Here is a 24,902-nt window from a genome sequence, read left to right as displayed (position 1 = left end):
ATCAACTAACCCCAATATATGAACACGCCTGTATTTACCCCTGCCGCTTCCATAGATGAAGTGATCCACCAGTTGAACGGCATCATTGAAAATGCCCGTCAGCAAAATGACCGCACCGGCTACTTTGCCTCCCTGTACCACAAGGTAACGGTACGCGTGAAAGAAGGTATCCTGAACAACGAATTTGAAGACGGCCCCCGCATGGAGCGGCTGGACGTGTTCTTTGCCAACCGCTACCTGGAAGCGGTTCACCAATGGCGGCACGGGCAGCCGCCTTCAGGCCCCTGGGCCGTGGCGTTTGAAGGCACGCGCAAAATAACGGTGATACTGCTGCAGCAGTTGCTGCTGGGCATGAACGCGCATATCAACTACGACCTGGGCATTGCCGCGGTAGATTGTGCGGCCGGGGGAGATATTCAGGTGATGCACCGGGATTTCATCAGCATCAACAACATCATTGGCTCGCTCACGTTTGAGGTAACGAACGAGATCAGCCGCATTTCACCGCTGCTTTCCCTGTTTGGCCTGCACTCGCAGAACGGGCAGTCTATCCTCATCCAGTTCAGCATCAGCAACGCGCGGGACGGCGCCTGGGGCTTTGCGGAAGAGCTGAGCGGCAAACAGGGCGCGCAACGGGAAGAATGCCTGCAGGCACGCGATGCCTCCATTAAAAAGCTGGCGGAAGCGCTCAAGAAGCCCAAAGGCCTGGTGCGCTTCACCACCTTCGTTATCTTTTTGTTTGAATGGAAAAGCCCGCGCAAGATCATCGGGGCCCTGTACAAGTATCAAAAAGCCTACATCACTGTTACTCCACGCCCTGCACCGCCATCTTCAGCACATACACGGCCGTAGAGGCGGTGATGAAGAGGATGTTCTGGTCTTTGCCGCCGAAGCAGGCATTGGCCGTCCATTTTTCGGGCACGGGTATCTGCGCTATCTGTTCACCCTGCGGGTTGAACACGCTTACACCGTGGCCGCAGATGTAGAGGTTGCCGCGGTTGTCTAGCGTAATGCCGTCTCCGCCCTTGTTCACGAACAGCACGCGGTTGCCCAGGCTGCCGTCTGTATTGATCTCGTATTTATAAGTCTTGTTATCACCAATATCCGCTACCAGCAGATGTTTCCCATCAGGCGTACCTACTATGCCGTTGGGCTTTTTAATGTCATCTGCCACCGATATGGGCTGCTTTTTGCCCTTGGGCAGGTAATATACTTTCTGGCCTTCTATTTCGCCTTTCTGCCGCGTCCAGTAATTGCGCTGGTAATAGGGGTCTGTAAAGTAGATGCCGCCCTTGGCGTCTATCCAGAGGTCGTTGGGGCCATTGAACTTTTTGCCCGCATAATCCGTCATCAGCACTTTTATTTTCTTGCGCGGCGTAATGCTCCACATTTCGTTGTGGTCATCGGCGCAGGCAATGATGTTGCCTTTTTTATCCACGTACAGCCCGTTGGCACGGCCGGATGGTTCAAGGAAGAGGCTTAGTTTGCCTTCCGTATCATATTTCCAGATCTGGTTATTGGGCTGATCGGTAAAATAGATGTTCCCTTTTTTGTCCGGCGCGGGGCCTTCCGTGAAGCTGAACTGTTTGGAAACCAGTTCCGGTACGGCGCCCGGGGCTACCACGCCGGGGAGCGAATCCGCCTGCTGAACAATGCAAAACAATAGTGCCAGTATTTTCATGAACGATGGATATTTTGATGAGACAAGTGTAAGGAATAATACCGGGAAAGTCACCATCCGATGCCGTAATCTTCCCCGTGATTGCTGCTGCCGCCCCAGAGGGAGCCATGCTCCCGGTCAAAATAAATGGCATTGATGGGCCCGCTGGTGCGTTGCCTGAAGGTCAGTTTATAACCCATCTTTTCCAGCTCCGCCCTTGTTTGCGCGGAGGTGCCGGCCTGCAGCAGCAGGTGGCCGGGCCGGGGCAGGCGTGCCTTGAGGCTGTCCCCGCCAAGTGACAGCCATAGTTGTTCGCTGTTGATGTTGGCGGCTTCTGTAGCCTGTTGCACCGTCATCCCAAATTCCACCATGTTCAGAAAAAACTGCAGCAGGTTCTGGTCTTGCGTATCGCCACCCTGCACCCCGAATGCCAGGTAAGGCTTGCCGTCTTTCAACGCGAGGGAAGGGGTGAGCGTTACCCGCGGCCGTTTGCCGGGCGCTATTACGTTAAAGGGGTTGATCACGGGGTCCAGCACAAAACTTTGCGCCCGCTGGCTCATGCCAACGCCAGTGCGGCCGGCAATACAGGCAGGCATCCAGCCGCCGCTGGGGGTGATAGACACTACCCAGCCTTCCGCGTCCGCGGCCTCTACGGTGGTGGTGCCGCGCCAGAGGCGGGACTGGTATGCGGCTTCGGCGGCCAGCGCATTATGTTGCAGCTTACCAGCTTCTCCGGCTACCGCGGCCGTCAGCACATCGTGCTGCTGCCAGTCTGCTTCCCCGGGGGCAATGCTCCCCGGTCCGGCCGCCGCATCGTGTTTCGGTACCACCTGCCCCGGCTTGGCGGGCGCGGCAGTATCCGCCAGTTTCATTCTTTCTTTCAGCAAAGACAAAAACGGGTTTGTGCCGCCTTCAAAAGGGTAGGGGTCTCCGGGTTGTACGGTAGGATTGTTCCTGTCTTGCCGCATCTGCTGCACGCGTTGCCTGGCGTAGGCCTTGCTCAGCAGGCCTTTGATGGGTGGCCTGGGGGAAAAAGACGGGTCGCCATAATAAAAATCCCGGTCGGCAAAGGCCATGTTCATCACCTGGTACAACGTGTGAATGTACCGGGTGGAGTTGTAGCCCATGGCCTTGAGGTCAATATTTTCCAGCATGTTGAGGCTTTGCAGCAGCGCGGGCCCTTGCGTCCACTCCTGTAGTTTGTATACGTCAATGCCTTTGTAGTTGATGTGCAGGGGTTCTTCCTCCACCGGCTTCCAGCGGGCCAGGTCTTCCAGGGTAATGAGGCCGCCCTGCTCCCGGCAGCCGCGCACAAACTCGCGGGCTATGTCTCCTGTATAGAAGCGGTCATATGCCGCCATGATGGCTTGCTTGCGGTCCTTGCCGCTTTCGAGCGCCTGTTGTTCCGCCTCCACCATTTTGCCGAGGGTGGCCAGCAGGTCCCGCTGCACAAATATTTCACCCGCCTCCGGTGCTTCGCGTTTTTCCCCGGGGTGGGTCAGGAATACGGTTTTGCTGTAAGGCCATTGTTTGATCAGGGCTTTCTCCCTTTCTATGCTGTTGGCCGTTTGTGCTTCCATGGGGTAACCTTTCGCCATTTCCATGGCGGGGGCCAGCACCTGTTGCAGGCTCATGGTGCCGTAGTGGGCCAGCATATGGCAAAGGCCGCCCGGCGTACCCGGTGTGACGGCCGCCAGCGGGCCGTATTCCGGCGGGAAACTGTATCCTTTCGCTTTGTAAAATGCTGGTGTAGCGCCCGTGGGGGCTACGCCCAGGGCGTTGATGGCAATTACTTTTCCTGTTTTGGGATGGTAGATGAGCGCCTGCGTTTCACCGCCCCAGCTCAGCACGTCCCACATGGTGCAGGTGGCCGCCAGCATGGCGCAGGCCGCGTCTACAGCGTTGCCGCCCTGCTGGAAAATAGCGGCGCCCGCCGTGGCCGCCAGCGGTTTGCCGGTAATGGCCATCCAGTGTTTGCCATGCAGTGGCGGTTTCTGGGTTTGCTGCGCATGCAGCAGCGTGGCAGGGGCTGCCAGCAGCAACAGGATAAAGCAGGTCAGTTTCATTTACCTAAGATACTTAGTTGGATTGACGCAGGCAATAAGCGCAAACTCCTCTTCAGACAAACCGGTGAGCATGGCGGCATGCAGGTGCTTGTCGCTCTTGTGGTTACGCACTACGTAAAAATCCGTGCCGTACAGCACCCGCTGGCGCAACACGGGGTGTTGCAGGGTTTGTTTCAGCAGGGAGAACACGGCCTCCCCATCGTGCAGGATGTAGCTGATATCCGCGTATACCTGGGGGTATTGGAGCATCAGGCTGCAAATAATGGTGTACCAGTCCACTCCTTTCCAAACCTGCTCCGGCTTGCCAGGAGAGGGCCGCCCGGCATCGTCTGTCAGGAACTCAACGCCTCGTTCGGGATGGGTAAACAGGCGGGCGCTGTAGTTTTCCCTGTCATGCTCAAAGAACTGCTCCCACTGGTCTTCCCCGCCAAAATGCCCGAAGCAGAGCTTCAGTTGTTCCAGACTCCCGCTCATGGTGCCTTTTGCGGGGTCATAACCAAAGGCCTGGTGCAGCAGCGGGCCTGCGGATGATGCCACCAGTTGCTGCAGCAGCTCCGGATGCAGCAGGCACAGGTAATTGAGCGGATGTGTGAAGTTGAGGGTGAAGTCGATATTCTTTTTCTGCGGCAGCAGCAGGGGTTGATAGGTGTTATCTCCCATGGCCTGCCTGAATACGGGATGCTGGTCCCAGCTTTTTTCTTTCCTGCCCCGGTAGAAGATGGTGCCCTTGATGCAATGCGTCATTACGGGTATGCCGTTGTCTGCCGCATATTTATAGAGCGGCAGCAGCTTTTCATCAAAAGGGAAGTAGCCGAGCGCGGGGTATATCTTGATACCGGAGAAGGCCCGGTCTTCCAGGTACGTTTTGAGAAAACAGTCTTCCAGTACCATGCGCCCCTGCTCCACCCGGTACCGGAAATAATCAGGCTCTGCCGCCATGCGCCGCGGGTCTGCAAATACAAAAGGATGGATCAGGTCTTTCAGCTCATTTTTTTCTTTCAGCTTTGCCAGTTCTTCCATTTGCTGCCGGTAGCGTACTGGCGGTTTGCCGGCGCCCATATAGTCCATGTCCATAGGCAGAATGATGAACCGGCTGCCGGTCTCATACTGGCGCATCAGGCGGCCCAGGATGGTGCGCTGCCGGGTATGGAAGGAGAAGCGGCCCAGGTTCATGTACCGTTCCGCCAGCCGCAGTGTTTGGCGGCCGGGCAGGCTGCGCAGCAGCTTCCAGCCCTGGCGCAGCACAAAAAACAGCAGGTTGCGGCCGGAAGGGAACAGGGTGAGGAATACCAGTATGCATAATAACCGGAGCCAGGTGTTTGGCGCCGGTATTTCAAGATGGTAGGTGCGCGCCAGCTGCCGCAGGTACTGCAAGGGGCCATGCACCCAGCTTTCCGGGCTGATCAGGTCCTGGAGCCAGAACAGGATGTGGTAGGTGAGCACTACGCCCACAATGGTATGCAGCGTGGTGGCCATGTAATTGCGGCTCACAAATATCCAGAAGCGGTACAAGGCGCGGGTGAGCTTTTTATGCCAGGGGTAGTGGCGCCAGCGGTGCGGCCCGCGGAACCAGGCCCTGCAGAGTTTTACCAGCAGCGTAACCGGCAGCAGGTAATAGAACGGCCAGGGGAGGAACTTCTTCGCCAGCCAGGGCGGTACGCTGTCTCCTGTGAAGATATGGGTATGGCAGTTAATGACGGGTTTTTCAGGCATGCTGCAGGGTTGAGGGATACCAAATAGTATTTGCCCGTCCAAGTTATTAAAAAAGAAACGGTGCGCAAACTGTTGTACAGCTGTTGCGCACCGTTCCGGTATCTTGTATAGGCTGATCTTATGCCTGCAGTACTTTGTTGCTTTCCTTTACTTTTTCCGGCACCCCCCTGATATCCCATACAATCCCCAGCAGGCCCAGCATGCGGATAACGTAGTACGTGATGTCTATTTCCCACCAGTAAAAACCCTGCCGGGCCGCGCTCTGGTAGTAGTGGTGATTATTGTGCCAGCCTTCGCCGAGCGTTACCAGCGCCAGTATGAAGCTGTTGCGGGACTCGTCTCCGGTTTTGTAGCGTGGCTTGCCAATGCTGTGCATCAGCGAGTTGATGGTGAAGGTACCGTGAAACAGCAGGATGGTGCTAAGGAAGAAACCGATGAAAAGGGTGGAGAGGCCGGCAGACCAGTCAAACCAGCCCGCGCCGTTCACCTTGTTGCCGATGAAATATACCACGGCCGCCAGTATCAGCGGGGGCACAAAATGGTATTTGTTGAGCCAGAACAACTCCTTGTGTTTCATATCCTTGATGAGGTCATACCGTGTTTCTTTATGCTCCTTATCCATGATCCAGCCGATGTGGGCATGCCAGAAACCATATATTTTGGCGGAATGGGGGTCTTCCGGCGTATCGCTGTGCTTGTGGTGCACGCGGTGATTGGCCGCCCACCAGAGCGCGCCCTTCTGGAAACTGCTTTGAGCGCCACATGCCAGTATGAATTGGAAGAATCTCGAGGTTTTATAGGAACGATGCGAGAAATACCGGTGATAGCCGCCGGTCACAAAAAACATCCGTACAAAATACAGTACGGCGCACAATATCCAGTCAAACGCCGTTACGTGCGTAAAGAAGGCCAGGAACGGCACAAAGTGCATCCCAATAAAATCCATTTCATGGAGCCAGTTAGTGCCCTTGCTTTTCGGGTTTGTGTTGTTCATACATCAAAAGTAAATCCTGTTTTGTAAATGAGCAATGATTGTGGTCAACGGATGTTGGGGCGGGAAGGTCTGGTTGCGGTCAATCCGCTCTTTTTTAACATGGATTTAACTTTTCCGCATGGGGAGCGGAGAGGTATATATGCAAACGGCCCCGTTCAAAAGCACAAGGGCCGTTTGAATATATCATACTTGCGGGAAGTAAATAAGTTATGCCAGTGATTCATTCACCATGGCATTGGTTTTACGGGCGGCTTTTTTGCCATGTTTGTACATCCTGTTATAGGCGTTTTTGGCGGCTTCCTTCACATCGTTCAACGCTGCATCTGCCCGGTTGCGGTTTTTCATGTACCAGAAAACGCCTGCTGCTGTGGCGCCTAATACGGAGGCTGCAATGATGATACTTTTCATGACTAATGTTTTTTGGTTCAGGAACAAAACGGCAATGCCCGTGCCAGAAAAACCTAAAGAAATGTTGTGTGTAATAATTTCTACAGCGTAAATATGTTCCCTACACGGCCGGCTCCTGCTGGCTCAGGCAGTGGAAACTTCCCAGCCCCCAGATAATGTCCGTAGAATCTATCCCCACCACTTCACGGTCTTTGAAGCAGCCGGCAATAATGCCGAGCGCTTCATCGTCTTTCGCGCATTGGAAAGTAGGGACAATCACGTATTTGTTGCTGATGTAGAAATTGGCGTAGGAGGCCGGCAGGCGCTGGTCTTCGAACACCACCGCGTCAGGCATGGGCAGCGTTACAATGTTCAGCTGTTTGCCGTTGAGCAGCCGCATTTGCTGCAACTGGCGGAGGTTCTGCTGCAGCAGGGCGTAGTTCTCGTCTTGCCGGTCTGTTTCTATTACGGTGAGCACGGTGTCTTCATTCACAAAACGGATGGTATCATCTATGTGCCCGTCCGTATCGTCTCCCACAATGCCGTCTTCCACCCACAGTACCTGTTCTGCGCCATAATATTGGTGCAGGTAATTTTCCACCTGTTCCCGGTTGAGGTGGGGGTTGCGGTTTTCGTTCAGCAGGCAGCAGGTAGACGTGAGAATGGTGCCTTTACCGTTAAATTCCACCGAGCCGCCTTCCATGATGATGCCGGGGTTGAACAGCGGCAGGTTGAAATGGCGGGCTATGCGGGTGGGGATGATATCGTCCAGGTCAAAGGGCGGGTACTTGCCGCCCCAGGCGTTGTAGTTCCAGTCTACCACCGCCTTTTTTTCCGCGGCGGCGGGATTGATCAGGAAGGCCGGGCCATGGTCGCGGCACCAGGCATCATTGGTGGGGTGTTCAAAAAACTCCACCTTGTCCATGTTCACGCCGGCTTTCAGCAACTGTTCCGTGGCAAAGGCCTGCATGGTGCTGTTGGCCACGTTGATGCGCACCAGCTCGCTGTCTGCCAGGTACTTCACAAAACGGCTGTAATGCGGGAAAATGGTATGGATCTTCCCCGGCCAGCTCGCTTCCTTATGCGGCCAGCTTAGCCATGTGGCGGTATGGGGATGGAACTCTGCGGGAAAAAAGTAGCCCAGCTGTTTGGGAGTGGGATGCGTCATGCTTCTTCGTCAATGTATCTTTTAGTAATCGGTTGGTAGGAATCTATGCGCCGGTCACGGAGGAAAGGCCAGTGTGTGCGGTAGCGGTCCGTTTTAGAGAGGTCAAGCTCCTGCACTACCGTTTCTTCTTCTTCGTGGCTGCCCTGGTACAGGACGGTGCCAAAGGGGTTGGCTATGAAAGAGCCGCCCCAGAATTTCATCAGCCCGTTCTGTTCCAGCCCTACGCGGTTCACGCTTACCACGTGTATGCCATTGGCTACGGCGTGGCTGCGCTGAATGGTCTGCCAGGCGTTGTACTGCTCGGTGTTGGTGGCCTCATCCTGGCTGGTGGCCCAGCCAATGGCGGTGGGGTAGAAGAGTATCTCCGCGCCCATGAGCGCGGTAATGCGCGCTGCTTCGGGGTACCACTGGTCCCAGCAGATGAGCACGCCGATGGTGGCAAATTTTGTCTTGAACACTTTATATCCCAGGTCGCCGGGGGTGAAGTAGAACTTCTCATAATACGCCGGGTCGTCAGGGATGTGCATTTTGCGGTATTTGCCCAGGTAGCTGCCGTCTGCGTCCAGCACGGCGGTGGTGTTGTGGTACAGTCCTTCCGCCCGTTTTTCGAACAGGGAGGCAATGATCACCACGCCCAGTTCCGCGGCCACCTGGCCCAGGGCCTCTGTAGATGGGCCGGGGATGGGCTCCGCCAGTTTGAAATTGTCATAATCTTCCACATCGCAGAAATAGAGGGAAGTGAACAGCTCCTGCAGGCATATTACCTGCGCGCCCTTTGCTGCGGCCTCTTTTACTTTGCTGATGGCTTTCGAAAGGTTCTGCGCCTTGTTGGCAGAACAGCTCATCTGAACGAATCCTACTTTTACTTTTGCCATTGAAATGCCCGTTATTGAACGGGTACAAAGGTATGAAAAACCCGTGTTTTCGTCCCATATTCCCTCCGTTCCGTCCCATTTTGGCGCAGGGCATACGCAGGGTTTATTATTATTGCAGGAAAGAAACAAACATGCATACGATCAGGAAAGCGGAGTTATGGCTGGCATCGGGGTTATACCTGATGGTGCTCTTCGCGGTTTTATATCCCACCCTCTTCCATGAAGCGGAACCTTTTGCCTATGGCTATCATGTGGAACGGTTGTTTGAGGACAACAACATGGCGTTCGACAACTTCACGCACTTCATCATGCCCAAGCTGCTGATAGCCACGCTGGTATACCTTGTTTTTGTCAGCGTGAACCAGTGGATCGTTCCCGGGTTTATGGAACAGCGGAGGTACCTGGCGGGCATACTGCTGCTGGCGGCCGTAGCGCTGGTGTTTTTCACCTTTACCATGGTGGCCTACAGTTACCGTTTCGGGTATATGCTGGGGTATAAAACAGCGGGGGATTTTCACTACTGGTGCGCCGGCAGGGCTTTTGTGGCCACCATTGTGATGGCCGCGGCGTATGTTATCTATTACGGCGCCAAGTACCTGTATTTCCGCTTTCTGCATGCGCAGTTCACAGAATGGCAGGTATGGAAAAAGATAACGGTAGAGATCATCCTGATGCTGGCGGCCTGGGTGATATGGCTGGTAATGCTCACGCAAGACAACCGCTATGCGGCGTTCAAGGCCGTGTTCTGGACGGGGCTCAACTACCTGGTGGTGTACATCCTGCTGTACTATTTCATCTTCCCGCCATTTCACCGCAAGGAACAGCGCTGGCCTATTCTCTGGCGCAACCTGCTGCTGATCATGATCTTTTTCTGCGGGCTGTCTACCATTCTCATTGGCTTTACCACACGGATACACGAGATGGGCATTGTGCTCACCATCACCATATTTGGCGAGATACTGTTTGTACTGCCGCTGGCCTTCATCCTCTCAAAGACCAGAATGAAACAAAAGAATGAGGTGTTGAACCTGGAGAAAGCGCTGGGTCGCTCTTCCGCCAATCTGGACTTTCTGCGCTCCCAGATCAACCCTCATTTTCTTTTCAACGCGCTCAATACCCTGTACGGTACGGCCCTGGAGGAAAACGCGCTCCGCACCAGTGAAGGGGTGCAGAAGCTGGGGGACATGATGCGTTTCATGCTGCATGAGAACCACCAGGAGAAGATAGAGCTGAGCAAGGAAGTGGGCTACCTGCAGAACTACATTTCCCTGCAGCGCCTGCGTACGCAGGCGTCGCCAGACATCAAGATCGAGGTGAACATCCGGGAAGAGCACTGCGATCATTTTATTGCGCCCATGCTGCTGATACCCTTTGTGGAAAACGCCTTCAAGCACGGTATCAGCCTGCGCAGCCGCTCCTGGATAGTGGTTTCCCTTTCCTGCAATGAGCGCCATATTTATTTTGATGCCTATAACAGCGTGCATCCCAAGCCGGACAATGACCCGGAAAAGGCCAGTCTCGGTATTGGCCTCAACAATGTGAGGCGGCGGCTGGCGTTGCTGTACCCCGGCAAACATGAGCTGAGCATCCGCGAAACGAACACCGAGTTTTTTGTGCACCTGACCATAGACACCCAATAAAGCGTACCTTGTAAATATGAAAATGACAGCCATTGCCATTGATGACGAGCCCGTAGCCCTCTCCGTGATACAGGCGCATGCCGCCAAGGTGCCCTATCTCGAAATGAAAGGCTCGTTTACCAATGCGTTTGAGGCCATGGAACTGCTGCGCCGGGAAAAAATAGACCTCATTTTCCTGGACATTAAAATGCCTGACATTTCAGGGCTGGAATTTCTGGCCAGCCTGCATGAACCGCCCATGACGGTCTTTACCACCGCTTATTCGGAACATGCCGTGCAAAGCTTTGAGCTGGACGCTATTGATTACCTGTTGAAACCCTTTTCCCTGGCCCGTTTCCTGAAGGCCTGCAACAAGGCGCACAGTCTTATGCTGCTGCGGCAGGAGCGGCCCCAGCAGGATTATATCTTTATCAAAAGCGGGTATGAACAATATAAAGTGGAACTGGCTGAAGTACTGTACCTGGAGAGCGCGGGCAACTATGTGAACTTTGTGCTGCAAGACAAAAAAGTGATTTCCCGCCTGTCTATGCAAGAGGCTTTGGCGCTGCTGCCGGCCGCGCAGTTTACCCGGGTACACCGTTCGTTCATTGTAGCCAACCACCAGGTAGACCGTATAGACCGTAACAGCGTATACATCCGCCACGCAGTGATACCTATTGGCGCGGCCTACGGGGAGGCCGTAGCGCGTATTGCGGGGGCGGCGCCGGAGGCGGGGTAGGCGTACTGGCAGTGAGCGGCGCGTACTATCCGGCGCGGGAGCAGCGCCCGGTGCGCGACATTTGACTGCGGGGCGCAAAAAAACGGGCGTCGCCAAAAAAGCAAGCCCGTTTCCTGTAAAGTGTATTCGGTCAACACTTAAATCTGGCACAAAGATATATTATATCTAAGTATAATTTAAAAAATTCTTCTATTGCCGCCGCCTGCGGAATGCCGTATCTTTGGGCCTAAATCTAGACCGACAATGACAAAATCCATCCTGTTGCTGGCAGCCGGTTTGTTTGCTACCGCCGCCACCTATGCCCAGTCTTCCATTGAGCCTGCCAAACCGGGCGTTACCTACGGCAAAGCCGTTACCGCGGACCAGGCAGTGGCCATTCCCGAGCTGCAGCAGCAATTGCAGACAGATACCGCTTTTACCGGCAAAATTGAAGGCAAGGTAGTGGAAGTATGCAAAAAGAAAGGCTGCTTCATGAAGCTGGAAAGGCCCACAGGCGATGCCATTATGGTGAAGTTTACAGACTATGCTTTTTTTATGCCCCAGAACATTGTTGGCAAAACCGTGGTAGTAGAAGGTGTGGCCCGGGTGAATGAAACGTCTGTAGAGCGCCTGCGCCATTTTGCTGAAGATGCCGGCAAAAGCAAAGATGAAATTGCAAAGATCACCGCGCCCAGGAAAGACATTGTGATTGTGGCAGACGGGGTGCTGGTGGTGAAATGACCCATACCGGCAGGCTGCGCCGGCCAGCCGGTGAAGCCTCATTTTTCTGCGGCAACCTGGTCATACCGTCATAAAAGACCTGATCTCCCAGATCAGTACCGCGCTGTTTACTTTTTCCAGCGGATGTTTCGTATCCGGCAGCACTGTTAGTGAGGCCTGGGGCAATTGCCGGTAGGTGGCCACTGTTTCCTCTATGCTCACCATGGCGTCCCGGTCTCCCACCATCACCCGCACCGGCACTGTTATGTTTTTCAGGGTGTCCGCGGTGAGGAGGGGCTCACTGCCCAGGTTTTCCATCATAATGGCCGTGGCCGCCAGCAGGGGCCCCCATTCCTGCTCCCCGTGCAATTGCTGTTGCGCGGCGGCATAGTCTGGCGCTTTTTCACGCAGGGTGGCGGCATTCAGCCGCCGGGCCTCCCGGGCGGCGGTATCCGGCGTCCAGCTGAATTTGGTGGCCAGGGTCTGGATGCGGCTGAAGGCTTCCGGCGCTTCCAGCGCGGCCTGCAGCGCTACATAACCACCCATGCTGTAACCAAATACGGCCACGGGCGCCAGCTTTTGCTCCGCTATAAAATCCAGCAGCTGGCGGGAAAACATGGGAATGCTCAAAGGCATCACCGGCAGCGGCGAACCGCCATGGCCATGAAAGTTAAAACGGTAAACGGTGTAATGAACGGCCAGCGCCGGTACAACAGGGTCAAAATCAGTGTGGGCGCCCAGTGCGCCGTGTAACAACAGTAAGGCCGGTTTGATCTGTTCCATGGGGTTTTATAAAAAGTTCGCTGTTTGTTTCGGCAAATTAGCCTATATTTATAGGACGATATACACCTGCATCCATTCCAATACCTTTATTACGATATTCTGAAAATATATATAAAATATTTTCACCTGAACGCATTGTCCTCGAAAACCCTCATGCGCAGCAGGAAAAAGTGAGTTAAAAGGATAATATCCGCAGCGTGCCAACGCTGCGGTTTTTTTATGCGGAGATCTCCTGGCCGAATTGCAGCAGGTAACCATTGTTATCATAAATGCCGAACTCACGCATGCCGTAGTCAAAGTCCTGCACGGGGAAACATACTTCGGCCTTGTCTTTCACCTTCTCCCACAGCTCATCGATCTCTTTGCCTTCTTCAAGATGTATGTAAATGCCGCTGGTGAAAACAGGGGCGTTAAAAGGCTCTCCGCCGTTGTACGGGAAGCGTGCCTGCGGGTGTACCAGCTCTACCGTTACATCGTCTTTTTTAATGCAGGCTATCTTCCACTCTTCATCCAGCGTGTTGCAGGTGAAATCCAGCACAGACACATAAAAATCCACGGTATCCTGTAATGACGGAGCCGTTAACTGGGGGATCGGTGATAACAGTTTCATAAACACAATAAAGTTTCGGGTTAAAAGTGTACAGTTGTAAATGACGCTGCGATAAATATACTTAAAATATTCCTTTACCTGTTACCTTATCCCTTATATTTGCCGGGGGCTAATACAAGTTTTTGAGCATGCAACAATCTTCCTTGTTAACTCTGTTAAAGCAACATTTCGGCTACACGCATTTCAGGCATAACCAGCAGGCTGTTATTGAAAACGTGCTGCAGGGGAAAGACACCATGGTGCTGATGCCTACGGGCGGCGGCAAGTCTGTTTGTTACCAGTTGCCTGCGCTGGCGCTGCAGGGCGTTACCATCGTAGTATCTCCGCTCATTGCCCTCATGAAAGACCAGGTAGACGCGCTGAAACAAAACGGCATCCCCGCGGCTTTTCTCAATTCCACGCTCTCCGTGGCCGAACAGCAAACGGTGGTGCAAATGCTTCGCAGCGGGCAGCTCAAATTATTGTACCTGGCCCCGGAGCGCCTGATCGGCGAAGGCAACTTCCTGCAATTGCTGGAAGAGCTGCAGGTGTCTCTCTTTGCCATTGATGAAGCGCACTGTATCAGCCACTGGGGGCATGATTTCAGGCAGGAATACCTGTACCTGGGCCAGCTGAAAGACCGCTTTCCGCATGTGCCGGTAATTGCGCTCACGGCCACGGCAGACGGGGTAACGCGGCAAGACATCCTGGAGAAGCTGAACCTGCGCAACTACACGGTATTCGAGAACTCTTTCAACCGCCCCAACATTTACTACGGCATCCGCCCCAAACGGAATTATTTTGAGCAGCTCACGGCTTACCTGGACGAGCACCGGGAAGACAGCGGCATCATCTATTGCCTTTCCCGCGCCGCCACAGAATCTCTGGCGGCAGACCTGCAGGCGGAAGGTTTTTCCGCCGCCGCTTACCATGCCGGCCTGGAGCGGGAGGTGAGGGAAACGCGGCAGGAGCAGTTCCTGCGGGATGAAGTACGTATCATGGTAGCCACCATTGCCTTTGGCATGGGCATTAACAAAAGCAACGTGCGGTTTGTGGTGCATGCAGACCTGCCTAAAAATATAGAGGGTTATTACCAGGAAACGGGGCGCGCCGGGAGAGACGGGCTGGCCAGCGAGGCCATTCTCTTTTTCAGCCCGGGCGATGTATATAAACTGCGCAACTTTGCCATGGTGGAAGGCAATGAGGCGCAAACCGCCGTGATGCTCAAAAAGCTGGAGCGGATGGCCGGCCTCTGTGAGACCCGCCAGTGCCGCCGCCAGTACCTGCTGCAATATTTCGGGGAAAGCGCGCCGGACCATTGCGGCAATTGCGACATCTGCCAGGGCCAGATAGAGCGGGAAGACGGCACCATTGCCGCGCAAAAAATGCTCAGCGCCGTGTTCCGCCTGCAGGAACGCTTCGGGATGAACTACGTGGTAGACTTCCTGAGGGGCAGCAGCACAGTGAAAGAAGCGCATCAGGCCATTAAGACCTTCGGCATCGGGAAAGACATTTCAAAAGAACAATGGAAAAAATACGGCCGGGAGCTGATGCAGCTCGGTTACCTGCAACAGTCCGCCGGGGAATACCCCGTGCTGCAACTGACCGGTACCAGCTGGAAAGTGCTGAAAGGCGGGGAGCAGGTGATGTTTGACGTGGCTGCCCCGGCCGCCGCGGGCAAAGCGGCGCCAGACAAAAAAGCAGCGGAGATGTCCAATCCCGCCCTGTTCCAGGAGCTGAAACAGCTCCGCCGCCAGCTGGCCGAGCGGGAGAACGTACCGCCTTATATCATATTTTCAGACGCCACCCTCGCGGAGCTGGTTACGTACCTGCCGCTGACCGGCAGCGACCTGGCCAAAATTTCCGGCTTCGGAGACGTGAAGCTGGCCAAATACGGAGATGTGTTCCTTGACGCGGTGCAGGCCTTCTGCATCCGCCACCGCCTCCAGTCACAAATGCATTTAAAGGCCCCCGGCCGCCAGCGGAGCCGCAAACCCCGGCCCGATGCGGGGGGCAGCCAGCGCCAGTCTCTCGAGCTGTTTATAGACGGGTATGCCATTGAAGAAATTGCGGCGCGGCGCAGTCTCTCCGTCAGCACCATAGAAAGCCACCTGGCCGGCTTTGTACGCAAGGGCGAGCTGGACGTGCGGGAACTGGTGCCCGATGAACAGCGCGTAGCCGCCATCCTGAAAACCGTGGAAACCATGGGAGGCTACGCCATAGGCGCTATCAAGGAAAAACTCGGCAACGATATTACTTACGGGGAAATAAGGGCCGTGCTCAATTACTATTTCTGGCTGCAGGAACAGAGTTGACATTATTCGGATTTTTGCTTACTTTGTTCTATGCTTCCACGTTTTTTGGTGAAAAGCGTATGTTCGTCTCAGTTATTCATTTCATTACCCATTTCAAATTTTTAATCCAATGTCATCATCCACGAACCGTAGACACTTTTTACGCCAGCTCGGTATGTTCACCGCAGGTGCAACACTGGGCCCGGCCTTCCTGGCAGCCTGCAACAATGCGGGCAAAGCAGGCGCTGCAGATTCTGCCCAAACAGATAGCACGGGCGGCGCAGGTACGGCCAAAGATATCTTCTTCAAAATATCACTGGCGGAATGGTCTTTCCATAACGCCCTTTTTTCCGGAAAAATGACCAATCTTGACTTTGCGCAGAAAGCTAAACAAGACTATGGCATTACCGGGGTGGAATACGTGAACCAGTTCTTTAAAGACAAGGCCAAGGACAAAACTTACCTGGCAGATCTGAAAAAGCGCGCAGACGATAATGGCGTGACCAGCGTGCTCATCATGTGTGACGGCGAGGGCGAGCTGGGAGACCTGGATAACAAAAAACGTACGCTGGCCGTGGAGAACCACTACAAATGGGTGGAGGCCGCGCAGTTCCTGGGTTGCCACGCCATCCGCGTAAACGCTGCCGGCAACGGCGCGGCGGCGGAAGTGCAGAAAGCCGCCATAGACGGCCTGGGCAGGCTGACAGACTTTGCAAAAGACTTCAACATCAGCGTGATCGTGGAAAACCACGGCAGCTATTCTTCCAACGGCATCTGGCTGAGCGATGTGATGAAAGGCGTGAATAAACCCGGTTGCGGCACCCTGCCTGACTTCGGGAACTTCTGCATCAACCGCTCCAAACCGGAAAACGATACGCCGGAGGCCTGGCACAATACCAAATGCCTGGAAGAGTATGACCGCTACAAGGGCGTAACGGAACTGATGCCTTTTGCCAAGGGCGTAAGCGCCAAAACGCACGACTTTGATGCGGAAGGCAACTGTATTGAGACCGATTACCGCAAAATGCTCAAAATAGTGAAAGATGCGGGTTATACCGGCTTTGTGGGTATTGAGTACGAAGGCGTGAAAGACGATGAAGCTACCGGTGTTCGCAAAACGCTGGAGCTGCTGAAAAGAATAGGCGCGGAGCTGGGCTGAGCGAACAAATGAACAGCCCGTTTTGTTTTTCTTTGAGATCAAATACATGAGCTTATGCAGACAAGTCCCGGTGGTATGACCACGCTGTCAGGCGTACTGGCAGTATTGAAAGAAAGAGGATATGACACGGAATTTCGCCTCCTGGAAGACGGGCGTGTGCAAAGCCTTGCAGACCATGCCATATACACCACGGAAGCGCTGAAAATTATCCGCACGTACCGCTTTGAAGGAGAGTCCAACCCCTCAGACTCCGCTGTGCTTTACCTGCTGGAGCATACCAGCGGCAGTATTGGTTACATTATCAATGCTTACGGCACCTACAGCGACTATGAAGGGGATGTGTTTGACGAGTTCATCAGAAAGCTGCCCATCGAGGAACGGGAGTTCTGAACAGGCATCATGTTATACATAACAAAAGCCGGCTGCAGATCGTCAGCCGGCTTTTTTTGAATTTAATGGTATCAGGATATGGAATTGTCAGAATTTGATCACCACTTTGTCTCGCGTAATGCGGTAGGTAAAGCCGATGCTGTCTCCCAGCGTAGCCAGCATATCTTGCAGGGAATCGTTCCGGAATACGCCTGAAACGGCTTTTGAGATACTGCTGCTGCGCCCCTTCAGTTCCACTTCCACCCCAAACCAGTCTTCCATCTTCTTTAACGCTGCAGGCAGCGGCGTATTGTCAAACACCAGTTTTCCTTCCAGGCAATCCTGCTGTTCCGCCAGCGTGAAGGTCTCTTTCTCCATCAGGTCAATGTCTTTATTGGCCAGTATCATTTCTCCGGCAGAGAGGTTTTCCCGCTCGTTGTCTGTATCCGAGTGGTAAGACTTGCCTACATTGGCATCCCCGGCCAGCAGGTACATGGTGGCGCCTGACTGTTTTTCCAGGGAGCGGATGCGGAAGTTGCCGGAACGGGAGGTAATGTTCAGCTTGTCTGTATGGAGGGTAAACTGTTGCGGGAAGGCGCTGCGCACATTAAAAAAGGCCTCGCCGTCCAGTATCACCTCGCGGCGGGTTTGCGGAAAGCCGGCGGGCACATACAGCCGGGAGCGGGAGTTGAGCAGCACCACCGTACTGTCTGCCAGGGTTACCGCCTTGCGTTTGCCGTAAAGGCAATGGTACATGGTGTAACGCTGGCCGGGCTCCAGCAGCACGGAAGGGGTGGTGTGGCGCCCTGCCGCGTAGTACAGCACACCTGCGGTAATGAGCATGGCCATAATAAGTCCCAGCGCAACCGGTTGCCAGTTGCGGCGCTTTTTCATATACAGTGGAAAACGTGGCCGTCTGAATTGCTTTTGTGCTGCGCTCATGTTTAGGCGTAAAGAGATTTGTTGTGCTGTCCGGGGATAAATATAATAAAAAAAAGTTCGCAAAAACATCCCCTCAAAAATTACATATATGTCAGAGAATTATCACGAGCCGGGGCTGTTTTTTGTTAGAATACCGGCATCCCCTTAATTTTGCCCGCCATGGAGCAACAACTATCGTTATCGTTCGAGAATACGGCCATTGCCTTTGAGCATATGTCTGACAAAGCGTTGAAAAGAGCCAACTTCCTGTTCAGCAATATTGGCAGGCCGTGGCTGGTGAAACTGGGCGCCATAGTTACTCCGCTGGCCTTTAAGCTGCACCTGCCGGTGAAAGGCCTTATTAAAACCACCATCTTTAACCAGTTTTGCGGCGGAGAATCGCTGGAAGAAGCGGTACATGCGGCGGAAGAACTGGGTAAATTCGGCGTAGGCGTGGTGCTGGACTATGGAGTGGAAGCCGTGGAAGGAGAAGAGAACTACGATAATGCCGTTCCCGAATTTCTAAGGGCCATCCAGTCTGCCGCCGGCAAACCCCACATCCCCTTTATTGCCATCAAGGTAACCGGTTTTGCCCGTTTCGGCCTGCTGGAAAAAATGCACAGCGGCACGGCGCTCACGGGGGAAGAGCAGGCGGAATTTGAGCGCGTGCGCAAACGCATCCATACCATCTGCGCAGCCGCCGCAAAAGCAGACACCGCAGTGCTGGTAGACGCGGAAGAAAGCTGGGTGCAGCAGCCGGTAGATGACCTGGCTGACGAAATGATGGCCCTCTTCAACAAACAGGAAGTGTTCGTTTACAATACGTTCCAGCTGTACCGGCATGACAGGCTTGCATTCCTGGAAAGATCATTTGAGAAGGCCCGCGCCGCGGGTTACCTGCTGGGCGCCAAGCTGGTGCGCGGCGCTTACATGGAAAAGGAAAGGAAACGCGCCGAAGAAGAAAATTACGCCTCCCCCATACAACCCAATAAAGACGCGGCTGATGAAGATTATGACGCTGCCGTGCGTTTCTGCGTGGACCGGCTTGATCACCTGGCCGTATTCATCGGCACCCATAACGAAGACAGCTGCATGCTGGCCGCAGAACTGCTGCATACAAAAGGCATTCCCCACAACCACCCCCGCGTGAGCTTCTCCCAGCTCTATGGCATGAGTGACAACATTACGTTCAACCTTGCGCATGCGGGTTACCGCGCGTCCAAGTACCTGCCTTACGGCCCGGTAAAAGACGTAATGCCTTACCTGATCCGCAGGGCGCAGGAAAATACCTCCATTGCCGGCCAGATGGGGCGGGAGCTGGGCCTGATCAGGGAAGAGCTGAAGCGGAGAAGGTTGTAACAGACATGCCGCCGCCGTTAGGATTTATGGAAATATTGGCTACCTTTAACCCCTCTACGGTAAAGATTCCACAACCAGTACGCAGGTGCAAAACAGTTAGTATTTATTTCTATCAGCAGACATGGTGGCAACCAAGTATTTAAGCGAACAAGCGCTACTCGCAGACGTGGCTTCCGGCAACTCATCCGCTTTCAGGGCTTTATATGAGCATTGGTATCCGTTCCTGGACACCCATATTTTCCGTATTACCACTTCCAAACCGCTTACGCAGGAAATTGTGCAAGACGTGTTCCTCAAGATATGGGAGGCACGGGAAACCTTGCATAACATCCGGAGCTTCAAGGCATACCTGCTGGTGGTGTCAAAGAACCACGCCCTTAATGCCTTGCAGAAACTGGCCGCGGAACACCGCAACCAGGAGCGCTGGGCCAGGGAACAACCGCCGGTGCAGGACGCCCCGCCGTTTTATTATTCATTGATAGACGAAGCCATAGACCGGCTGACGGACCGCCAAAAGGAAGTGTACCTGCTACACCGCCATCAGCGGCTGACCTATAAAGAAATTGCCGGGCGCCTCGGCATTGGGCGGGAAACCGTCAAATATCACCTGGAAGTGGCTACCGCGGCTATTTCCCGCTACGTACAACACCGGCTGGCCATGATGGCCGCCCTCATTTTGCTGCTGCAATAAAAAAAACGGGCGCGCTCCCCCCCATTCCGGCCCCCGTTACTGTCTTGTATCTGAAATCACACGTTTATGAGCGAAAAGAGGCTGGAAGAACTATTTGCACGTTATTACGAACAATTGGCCACGGCGGAAGAGACCGCGGAGCTGATGGAGCTGGTGCGCAAGGCGCCGCCGGAGAAACTGGCCGCGCTCATTGTGCGGCACGGGGAGGCGCTGGAGCACCTGGCGCCTGTTACCAACGCGGATGAAGCGGAGGGCATGCTGCAGGCTATCCTGGGAGCGGAAGCCCATGGGCGGGAACTGCCGCCTTATGTAGACAGGGGCATGGAAGCGCAGCATGCAACGCCCTTGCGCAACAGGCGCTGGTGGCGGGTTGCCGCGGCGGCTATCATACTGGGTACAATGGCCTCCTCGGCGTTCTGGCTGCTGCGGAACAGGGAAACCGCCGTACCCGCTACCGTTGACCAGGTGGCCACGGCAGACATCAGCCCCGCCCGGGAAAAGGCCGTGCTGCTGCTGGACGATTCTTCGGCCATTGGGCTGGACACCCTGGCCAACGGCACCACGCAACAGCAGGGCGGCGCATTTACCCATACCAACGGCCAGCTGGTATACAATGCCACCGGCAACAGCGGCGCGCCGGTATATAATACTATTGCCACGGGGAAAGGGAACTATTATAAACTGGTGCTGTCAGACGGTACCAGGGTGTGGCTGAATGCCGCATCGTTGCTCCGTTTCCCGGTGGTGTTCAGCAACACGGAGCGGCTGGTGGAGGTAAAAGGGGAGGCTTACTTCGAGGTAGTGAAAGATGCGGCGCGGCCTTTCCGGGTGAAGCTGGCCAATGAAAGCATGGTGGAAGTGCTGGGCACGCATTTCAATATCAATGCCTACGCGGAGAACGCCGCCACCCGTACCACTCTGCTGGAGGGCGCCGTAAAGGTAACCCGGGGCGCCCATACCAGGCTGCTGAAACCCGGGCAGCAGGCCGTAGCCGGGGCTGCGGGCATTACGCTTGAAAACGGCCCTGACCTGGGGCAGGTAATGGCCTGGAAAAACGGCTATTTCTGGTTCGAGAACTCGCAGGTCCGGGATATTATGGCGGAAGCGGCGCGCTGGTACGATGTAGACGTACGCTATGAGGGCAACATAACGGAAGAAGGGTTTTCGGGAAAGTTCAGCCGGGAGGCGCCGCTTTCCCGGCTCTTGCAGATACTGGAGCTGAACGGGATCCATGTGATGGTTAACGGTAAAACGATCACCATTCAACAATAGCAAAACAACCAAAACGGCATTGCGGTAAAAAAAGGCCAGCGGTGGTGGAACACTGCCGGCCGGCGTCCGGGATGTCTAAAACAATGAGTTAGCGCTCTATTTTATCACCCAAACAAAACAAAAGTATGCTTTTAAAAGCGAAGTTCAATCCGCCCGGCCGGAGCAGGCCGGGGCGTACCAAAATCTTTCTGGCCATGAGGCTTGCTATCATCATTCAACTGGCAATGTGTTTGCAGATCAGTGCAAAAAGCTACTCGCAGAAAATCTCCGTTTCGCGGCAAACTGTTTCGTTGAAAACAGTGTTTCGTGAAATAGAGCAACAGAGCAATTACCGATTTTTTTATAAAGACCGTATTGTGAAACTGGCCGGTACGGTCAGCATTAACATGAAAGATGCCAGCCTGCATGAGGTGCTGGACTTCTGCCTGCCGCCCAAAGGGCTTACCTATGATATTGTGGATGACATGGTGGTGATCCGTGAAAAGAACAACGCCCCTCCGCCGGCAACAAGCGCATCCGCGCCGCAGGATACCGAGCTGAAGGGAACGGTGAAAGATGAATCAGGCGTGGCCCTGCCCGGCGCCAGCGTAAGATTGAAAGGCACCAGCCAGGGCGCTTCTACAGATGCGAAAGGTGGCTTCACCCTCCGTGTGCCCGCGCATGGAGCCACGCTGGAGGTTTCTTTTGTGGGATATGAAACGCAGGAGGTGAGCGTGGCGGCGGGCGCAACGGCCATCAGCATTGTGCTTAAAACACGGGAGCTGAAAGGAGATGAAGTAGTGGTGGTGGGGTATGGCACGCAGAAAAGATCACAACTGATCGGCTCCGTGTCTCAGATAGGCGGTAAAGACATCAGCAACCGCCCTGTAGCCCAGCTTTCGCAAGCGCTTACCGGGCAACTGCCGGGGCTTACGGTGATACAGCGCAACGGCCGGCCGGGCCAGGCCGCCAACCTGAACGTGAGGGGCATCGGCTCCTTTGGCGCCACGCCCAGCGCGCTCATCCTGGTAGATGGCATTCCTACCGGCTCTTTTAATGATATTGATCCTAATGATGTAGAAAGCATCTCCGTGCTGAAAGATGCGTCATCTGCCGCCATTTACGGCGCCCGTGCGGCCAACGGCGTTATATTGGTCACTACTAAAACCGGCAGCATCAGCCAGAAAATGCGCGTTAGCTACAACGGGTATGTGGGCATGCAGCGGATCACCGCTACACCGTCGTTCGTCAATTCATGGGAGTATGCGGAACTGATGAACGAGGCGGAGCCGGGCTCTTATTCTGCTGGCGATATTGAAAAGTTCCGCAACGGCAGCGACCCGGATAATTTTCCCAACGCTGACTACATCTCCGCCAGTTTCAAGGAAAGTTTCCTGCAAACGGGCCACAACATCAGCCTTTCCAGCGGCAACGAGAACACGCAGTACGTGCTGTCTCTCGGTTATCTCAACCAGGACGGCGTAGTGAAAGGCAACCAGTTCAACCGCTACAATGTACGCCTCAACCTGGGTACCAGCCTGCATAAAAACCTGAAGCTCACCGCGCGCCTCTCCGCCATCCAGTCTGGCACGGTAGAACCGGCCACACCGGCCACGCTGGACGTTACAGATATGATGGGCATCATCACCAACGTGGTACGGTATACCCCCATTTATCCGATTAAGATGACCAACGGAGACTGGGGCACCGGCGTTGTGAACAAAGGCAACCCGGTAGGGTGGCTGGAGAGCGAGTCTTTTTACCGCGGCAGGTCACTAGACCTGAACGGCAACCTGCGGCTGGACTGGTTTGTGATCCCTGACCTGAAGCTGTCCCTGCTGGGCGGCTACACACAAACACAGGGGCAGGATAAAACTTTCCTGGCTACCCAGCGCATCAACGACAACATTTTCCTGGGCCCGTCTTCCCTGTCACAGTTCAACAGCTATTCCAACTACAAGACCATGCAGGCGCTGGCGGAATACCGCAAGCAGGTGAAACGTCATGAATTTGGCGTGCTGGCGGGCTACTCCTTTGAAGAGCAATATTCGGAAGATCTGCGGGCGGCACGGACCAACCTGCCCAGCAACGACCTTACGGAACTGGACCTCGGAGACCCCAGCACGCAGACCAACAGCGGCACGGCGGCGGAGTATGCGCTGCAATCTGTTTTTGGGCGGCTGCAATACAACTTTGGCAGAAAATACCTGGCCGAAGCTACGCTCCGGTACGACGGGTCTTCCCGCTTCCCGCAAAATGACAAATACGGGCTGTTCCCTTCTATGGCAGTAGGCTGGCGTATTTCGGAAGAACCTTTTCTGAAAGACCGTTTCAACTGGCTGGACGAACTGAAGCTGAAGGCCTCCTATGGCCGCCTGGGCAACCAGAACATTGGCAATTATCCTTACCAGAACCTGCTGAGGACCGGCTTCAACTATCCGTTTGGCGGCCAGGTGAGCGCCGGCGTCAGCCGTACCACCATCACAGACCCCACCATTCACTGGGAAACCACCCGCACACAGGATGCCGGGCTGGAAGCCAGCTTCCTGAAAAATATGTTCAGCATCAGCCTCAGCTATTTTGACCGGTATACTTATGACATTCTGGTGAGCCCTTCTTCCAGCGTATCCTGGGTGCTGGGCGCCAGCGTAGGGCAGCAAAATTCCGGAAAACTGTCTAACAAAGGCTGGGAGTTCACGTTCAACCACCGGCACCACATCGGCGCGGTGCAATACCATGCAGGCGCCAACCTCAGCATCATCAACAACAAGGTGCTTGACCTCGGCGTGGGCAACATCCAGCAGCCCAACGGCCTGGTGGGCAACGGCAGCACGCTGTTCATCGGCTTCCCCATGAACCTGTACTATGGCTATGTGGCAGACGGCCTGTTTGCAGATGAGGCGGATGTGGCGGCCTGGAAAGCGGGTAATGACATGACGGCCATCAGCGCCAGTCCCAAACCGGGAGACATCCGTTACAAAGATATCAGCGGGCCTGATGGCAAGCCTGACGGGAAGGTGACCGCGGCCTATGACCGTACCTTCCTCGGCTCTACCATTCCCAAATACACCTACGGCATTAATCTCGGCGCATCGTGGAAAGGTTTTGACCTGTCTGTATTGCTGCAGGGTATTGGCGGTGTAAAAGGTTTCCTCAACAACTACAACGGCTGGGCTTTTTACCAGAACGGCAACGTGCAGCGCTGGCAGATGGAAGAGCGGTGGACGAAAGAAAATCCCAATCCCAACGCCAAATATCCCCGCATGGAGATCATCACCAACCAGGGTACGCCTAACACGCTGATGTCTTCTTACTGGATGCTGAACAGCGCTTACCTGCGCCTGAAAAACCTGCAATTGGGTTATGCCGTGCCGGCGGCCTGGCTGCAAAGGGCGGGCATTGCGGGGGCACGCATCAGCCTGAGCGCGGAGAACCTGTTTACCTGGAGCAACTACCGCAAAGGCTGGGACCCCGAGACCAATACAGGGGGCAGTTATTTCACCATAGCCCAGGGGTATTACCCGATCATGGCCAACTATACGTTAGGCCTCAATATCAATTTTTAA

The 24,902-nt window shown here is 54.6% G+C and carries 21 protein-coding genes; 11 read left to right on the top strand and 10 right to left on the bottom strand.

What is annotated here, in order from left to right:
* Positions 1-18 precede the first annotated feature (18 nt).
* Complete coding sequence (locus D3A97_RS00585; RefSeq protein ID WP_119075587.1) at positions 19-852, top strand: DUF5995 family protein; 834 nt, start codon at positions 19-21, stop codon at positions 850-852.
* On the opposite strand, the gene D3A97_RS00580 is transcribed toward D3A97_RS00585, so the two are convergent.
* The 7 genes from D3A97_RS00580 to D3A97_RS00550 form a co-directional block, all read right to left on the bottom strand.
* A complete protein-coding gene (locus tag D3A97_RS00580; RefSeq protein ID WP_119075585.1) occupies positions 806-1,681 on the bottom strand; it encodes an SMP-30/gluconolactonase/LRE family protein in 876 nt (291 codons plus the stop codon). The two genes, D3A97_RS00585 and D3A97_RS00580, sit on opposite strands and share 47 nt — an antisense overlap.
* A 50-nt stretch (positions 1,682-1,731) precedes the next feature.
* Entirely contained in the window at positions 1,732-3,726 is a 1,995-nt protein-coding gene (locus D3A97_RS00575; RefSeq protein ID WP_119075582.1) for a gamma-glutamyltransferase family protein, read from the bottom strand.
* Complete coding sequence (locus D3A97_RS00570; RefSeq protein ID WP_119075580.1) at positions 3,727-5,439, bottom strand: amidohydrolase family protein; 1,713 nt, start codon at positions 5,437-5,439, stop codon at positions 3,727-3,729.
* Between the two features lie 118 nt (positions 5,440-5,557).
* A complete protein-coding gene (locus tag D3A97_RS00565; protein WP_119075578.1) occupies positions 5,558-6,433 on the bottom strand; it encodes an acyl-CoA desaturase in 876 nt (291 codons plus the stop codon).
* A gap of 207 nt (positions 6,434-6,640) precedes the next feature.
* Positions 6,641-6,841: a hypothetical protein gene (locus D3A97_RS00560; protein WP_119075576.1), complete on the bottom strand. Its 201-nt coding sequence runs from the start codon at positions 6,839-6,841 to the stop codon at positions 6,641-6,643.
* 100 nt (positions 6,842-6,941) lie between these two features.
* Positions 6,942-7,988: an agmatine deiminase family protein gene (locus D3A97_RS00555; RefSeq protein WP_119075572.1), complete on the bottom strand. Its 1,047-nt coding sequence runs from the start codon at positions 7,986-7,988 to the stop codon at positions 6,942-6,944.
* Positions 7,985-8,863: a carbon-nitrogen hydrolase gene (locus D3A97_RS00550; RefSeq protein WP_119075570.1), complete on the bottom strand. Its 879-nt coding sequence runs from the start codon at positions 8,861-8,863 to the stop codon at positions 7,985-7,987. The genes D3A97_RS00555 and D3A97_RS00550 overlap by 4 nt, the downstream gene beginning before the upstream one ends.
* A 131-nt stretch (positions 8,864-8,994) precedes the next feature.
* Here D3A97_RS00550 and D3A97_RS00545 point away from each other — a divergent pair, with 131 nt between their 5' ends.
* From D3A97_RS00545 to D3A97_RS00535, 3 genes are all read left to right on the top strand, one after another.
* The gene (locus D3A97_RS00545) at positions 8,995-10,503 is read left to right on the top strand and encodes a sensor histidine kinase (protein ID WP_198673809.1); all 1,509 of its coding nucleotides are present in this window, start codon (positions 8,995-8,997) and stop codon (positions 10,501-10,503) included.
* Positions 10,504-10,519: 16 nt separating this feature from the next.
* Positions 10,520-11,221 carry a LytR/AlgR family response regulator transcription factor gene (locus D3A97_RS00540; RefSeq protein WP_198673808.1) on the top strand — a complete coding sequence of 234 codons (702 nt, stop codon included), beginning with the start codon at positions 10,520-10,522 and terminating at the stop codon, positions 11,219-11,221.
* A gap of 243 nt (positions 11,222-11,464) precedes the next feature.
* Positions 11,465-11,941, top strand: a complete 477-nt coding sequence (locus D3A97_RS00535; protein WP_119075568.1) for a DUF4920 domain-containing protein — start codon at positions 11,465-11,467, stop codon at positions 11,939-11,941.
* Positions 11,942-12,001: 60 nt separating this feature from the next.
* Here D3A97_RS00535 and D3A97_RS00530 read toward each other — a convergent pair whose 3' ends face one another.
* Together D3A97_RS00530 and D3A97_RS00525 are read right to left on the bottom strand one after the other, a co-directional pair.
* The gene (locus D3A97_RS00530) at positions 12,002-12,703 is read right to left on the bottom strand and encodes an alpha/beta fold hydrolase (RefSeq protein WP_119075565.1); all 702 of its coding nucleotides are present in this window, start codon (positions 12,701-12,703) and stop codon (positions 12,002-12,004) included.
* 217 nt (positions 12,704-12,920) lie between these two features.
* Positions 12,921-13,313 carry a VOC family protein gene (locus D3A97_RS00525; RefSeq protein WP_119075562.1) on the bottom strand — a complete coding sequence of 131 codons (393 nt, stop codon included), beginning with the start codon at positions 13,311-13,313 and terminating at the stop codon, positions 12,921-12,923.
* Positions 13,314-13,456: 143 nt separating this feature from the next.
* Between D3A97_RS00525 and recQ the strand changes: the two genes are divergently transcribed.
* The 3 genes from recQ (at position 13,457) to D3A97_RS00510 (ending at position 17,135) form a co-directional block, all read left to right on the top strand.
* On the top strand, positions 13,457-15,607 hold the full coding sequence (gene recQ, locus D3A97_RS00520) for a DNA helicase RecQ (RefSeq protein ID WP_198673807.1): 2,151 nt from the start codon (positions 13,457-13,459) through the stop codon (positions 15,605-15,607).
* A gap of 154 nt (positions 15,608-15,761) precedes the next feature.
* A complete protein-coding gene (locus D3A97_RS00515) occupies positions 15,762-16,745 on the top strand; it encodes a sugar phosphate isomerase/epimerase family protein (protein ID WP_232825802.1) in 984 nt (327 codons plus the stop codon).
* Positions 16,746-16,799: 54 nt separating this feature from the next.
* Positions 16,800-17,135: a hypothetical protein gene (locus tag D3A97_RS00510; protein ID WP_119075556.1), complete on the top strand. Its 336-nt coding sequence runs from the start codon at positions 16,800-16,802 to the stop codon at positions 17,133-17,135.
* 87 nt (positions 17,136-17,222) lie between these two features.
* On the opposite strand, the gene D3A97_RS00505 is transcribed toward D3A97_RS00510, so the two are convergent.
* A complete protein-coding gene (locus D3A97_RS00505; RefSeq protein WP_198673806.1) occupies positions 17,223-18,008 on the bottom strand; it encodes a FecR family protein in 786 nt (261 codons plus the stop codon).
* A 207-nt stretch (positions 18,009-18,215) separates the two neighbouring features.
* Between D3A97_RS00505 and D3A97_RS00500 the strand changes: the two genes are divergently transcribed.
* The 4 genes from D3A97_RS00500 to D3A97_RS00485 all read left to right on the top strand — a co-directional run bounded on the left by D3A97_RS00500 (position 18,216) and on the right by D3A97_RS00485 (position 24,902).
* The gene (locus tag D3A97_RS00500; RefSeq protein ID WP_119078355.1) at positions 18,216-19,394 is read left to right on the top strand and encodes a proline dehydrogenase family protein; all 1,179 of its coding nucleotides are present in this window, start codon (positions 18,216-18,218) and stop codon (positions 19,392-19,394) included.
* Positions 19,395-19,515: 121 nt separating this feature from the next.
* Positions 19,516-20,085 carry a sigma-70 family RNA polymerase sigma factor gene (locus D3A97_RS00495; RefSeq protein WP_119075552.1) on the top strand — a complete coding sequence of 190 codons (570 nt, stop codon included), beginning with the start codon at positions 19,516-19,518 and terminating at the stop codon, positions 20,083-20,085.
* Between the two features lie 66 nt (positions 20,086-20,151).
* Complete coding sequence (locus tag D3A97_RS00490; protein ID WP_119075550.1) at positions 20,152-21,357, top strand: FecR family protein; 1,206 nt, start codon at positions 20,152-20,154, stop codon at positions 21,355-21,357.
* Between the two features lie 194 nt (positions 21,358-21,551).
* A complete protein-coding gene (locus tag D3A97_RS00485; RefSeq protein WP_157986288.1) occupies positions 21,552-24,902 on the top strand; it encodes a TonB-dependent receptor in 3,351 nt (1,116 codons plus the stop codon).

The sequence above is a fragment of the Chitinophaga alhagiae genome, from assembly GCF_003568665.1.
Taxonomy (GTDB): Bacteria; Bacteroidota; Bacteroidia; order Chitinophagales; family Chitinophagaceae; genus Chitinophaga; species Chitinophaga alhagiae.
Note: the sequence above shows the minus strand (reverse complement) of the source record. Positions and strands in the feature narration are given on the sequence as shown.

What these genes read in the sequence shown, in the direction of transcription:
- D3A97_RS00580 (WP_119075585.1), bottom strand. Translation starts at nt 1,681, where the DNA reads ATGAAAATACTGGCACTATTGTTTTGCATTGTTCAGCAGGCGGATTCG.
- D3A97_RS00515 (WP_232825802.1), top strand. Translation starts at nt 15,762, where the DNA reads ATGTTCACCGCAGGTGCAACACTGGGCCCGGCCTTCCTGGCAGCCTGC.
- D3A97_RS00530 (WP_119075565.1), bottom strand. Translation starts at nt 12,703, where the DNA reads ATGGAACAGATCAAACCGGCCTTACTGTTGTTACACGGCGCACTGGGC.
- D3A97_RS00505 (WP_198673806.1), bottom strand. Translation starts at nt 18,008, where the DNA reads ATGAAAAAGCGCCGCAACTGGCAACCGGTTGCGCTGGGACTTATTATG.
- D3A97_RS00560 (WP_119075576.1), bottom strand. Translation starts at nt 6,841, where the DNA reads ATGAAAAGTATCATCATTGCAGCCTCCGTATTAGGCGCCACAGCAGCA.
- D3A97_RS00485 (WP_157986288.1), top strand. Translation starts at nt 21,552, where the DNA reads ATGAGGCTTGCTATCATCATTCAACTGGCAATGTGTTTGCAGATCAGT.
- D3A97_RS00555 (WP_119075572.1), bottom strand. Translation starts at nt 7,988, where the DNA reads ATGACGCATCCCACTCCCAAACAGCTGGGCTACTTTTTTCCCGCAGAG.
- D3A97_RS00565 (WP_119075578.1), bottom strand. Translation starts at nt 6,433, where the DNA reads ATGAACAACACAAACCCGAAAAGCAAGGGCACTAACTGGCTCCATGAA.
- D3A97_RS00495 (WP_119075552.1), top strand. Translation starts at nt 19,516, where the DNA reads ATGGTGGCAACCAAGTATTTAAGCGAACAAGCGCTACTCGCAGACGTG.
- D3A97_RS00525 (WP_119075562.1), bottom strand. Translation starts at nt 13,313, where the DNA reads ATGAAACTGTTATCACCGATCCCCCAGTTAACGGCTCCGTCATTACAG.
- D3A97_RS00535 (WP_119075568.1), top strand. Translation starts at nt 11,465, where the DNA reads ATGACAAAATCCATCCTGTTGCTGGCAGCCGGTTTGTTTGCTACCGCC.
- D3A97_RS00575 (WP_119075582.1), bottom strand. Translation starts at nt 3,726, where the DNA reads ATGAAACTGACCTGCTTTATCCTGTTGCTGCTGGCAGCCCCTGCCACG.
- D3A97_RS00510 (WP_119075556.1), top strand. Translation starts at nt 16,800, where the DNA reads ATGCAGACAAGTCCCGGTGGTATGACCACGCTGTCAGGCGTACTGGCA.
- D3A97_RS00550 (WP_119075570.1), bottom strand. Translation starts at nt 8,863, where the DNA reads ATGGCAAAAGTAAAAGTAGGATTCGTTCAGATGAGCTGTTCTGCCAAC.
- D3A97_RS00540 (WP_198673808.1), top strand. Translation starts at nt 10,520, where the DNA reads ATGAAAATGACAGCCATTGCCATTGATGACGAGCCCGTAGCCCTCTCC.
- D3A97_RS00490 (WP_119075550.1), top strand. Translation starts at nt 20,152, where the DNA reads ATGAGCGAAAAGAGGCTGGAAGAACTATTTGCACGTTATTACGAACAA.
- D3A97_RS00500 (WP_119078355.1), top strand. Translation starts at nt 18,216, where the DNA reads ATGGAGCAACAACTATCGTTATCGTTCGAGAATACGGCCATTGCCTTT.
- D3A97_RS00545 (WP_198673809.1), top strand. Translation starts at nt 8,995, where the DNA reads ATGCATACGATCAGGAAAGCGGAGTTATGGCTGGCATCGGGGTTATAC.
- D3A97_RS00570 (WP_119075580.1), bottom strand. Translation starts at nt 5,439, where the DNA reads ATGCCTGAAAAACCCGTCATTAACTGCCATACCCATATCTTCACAGGA.
- D3A97_RS00585 (WP_119075587.1), top strand. Translation starts at nt 19, where the DNA reads ATGAACACGCCTGTATTTACCCCTGCCGCTTCCATAGATGAAGTGATC.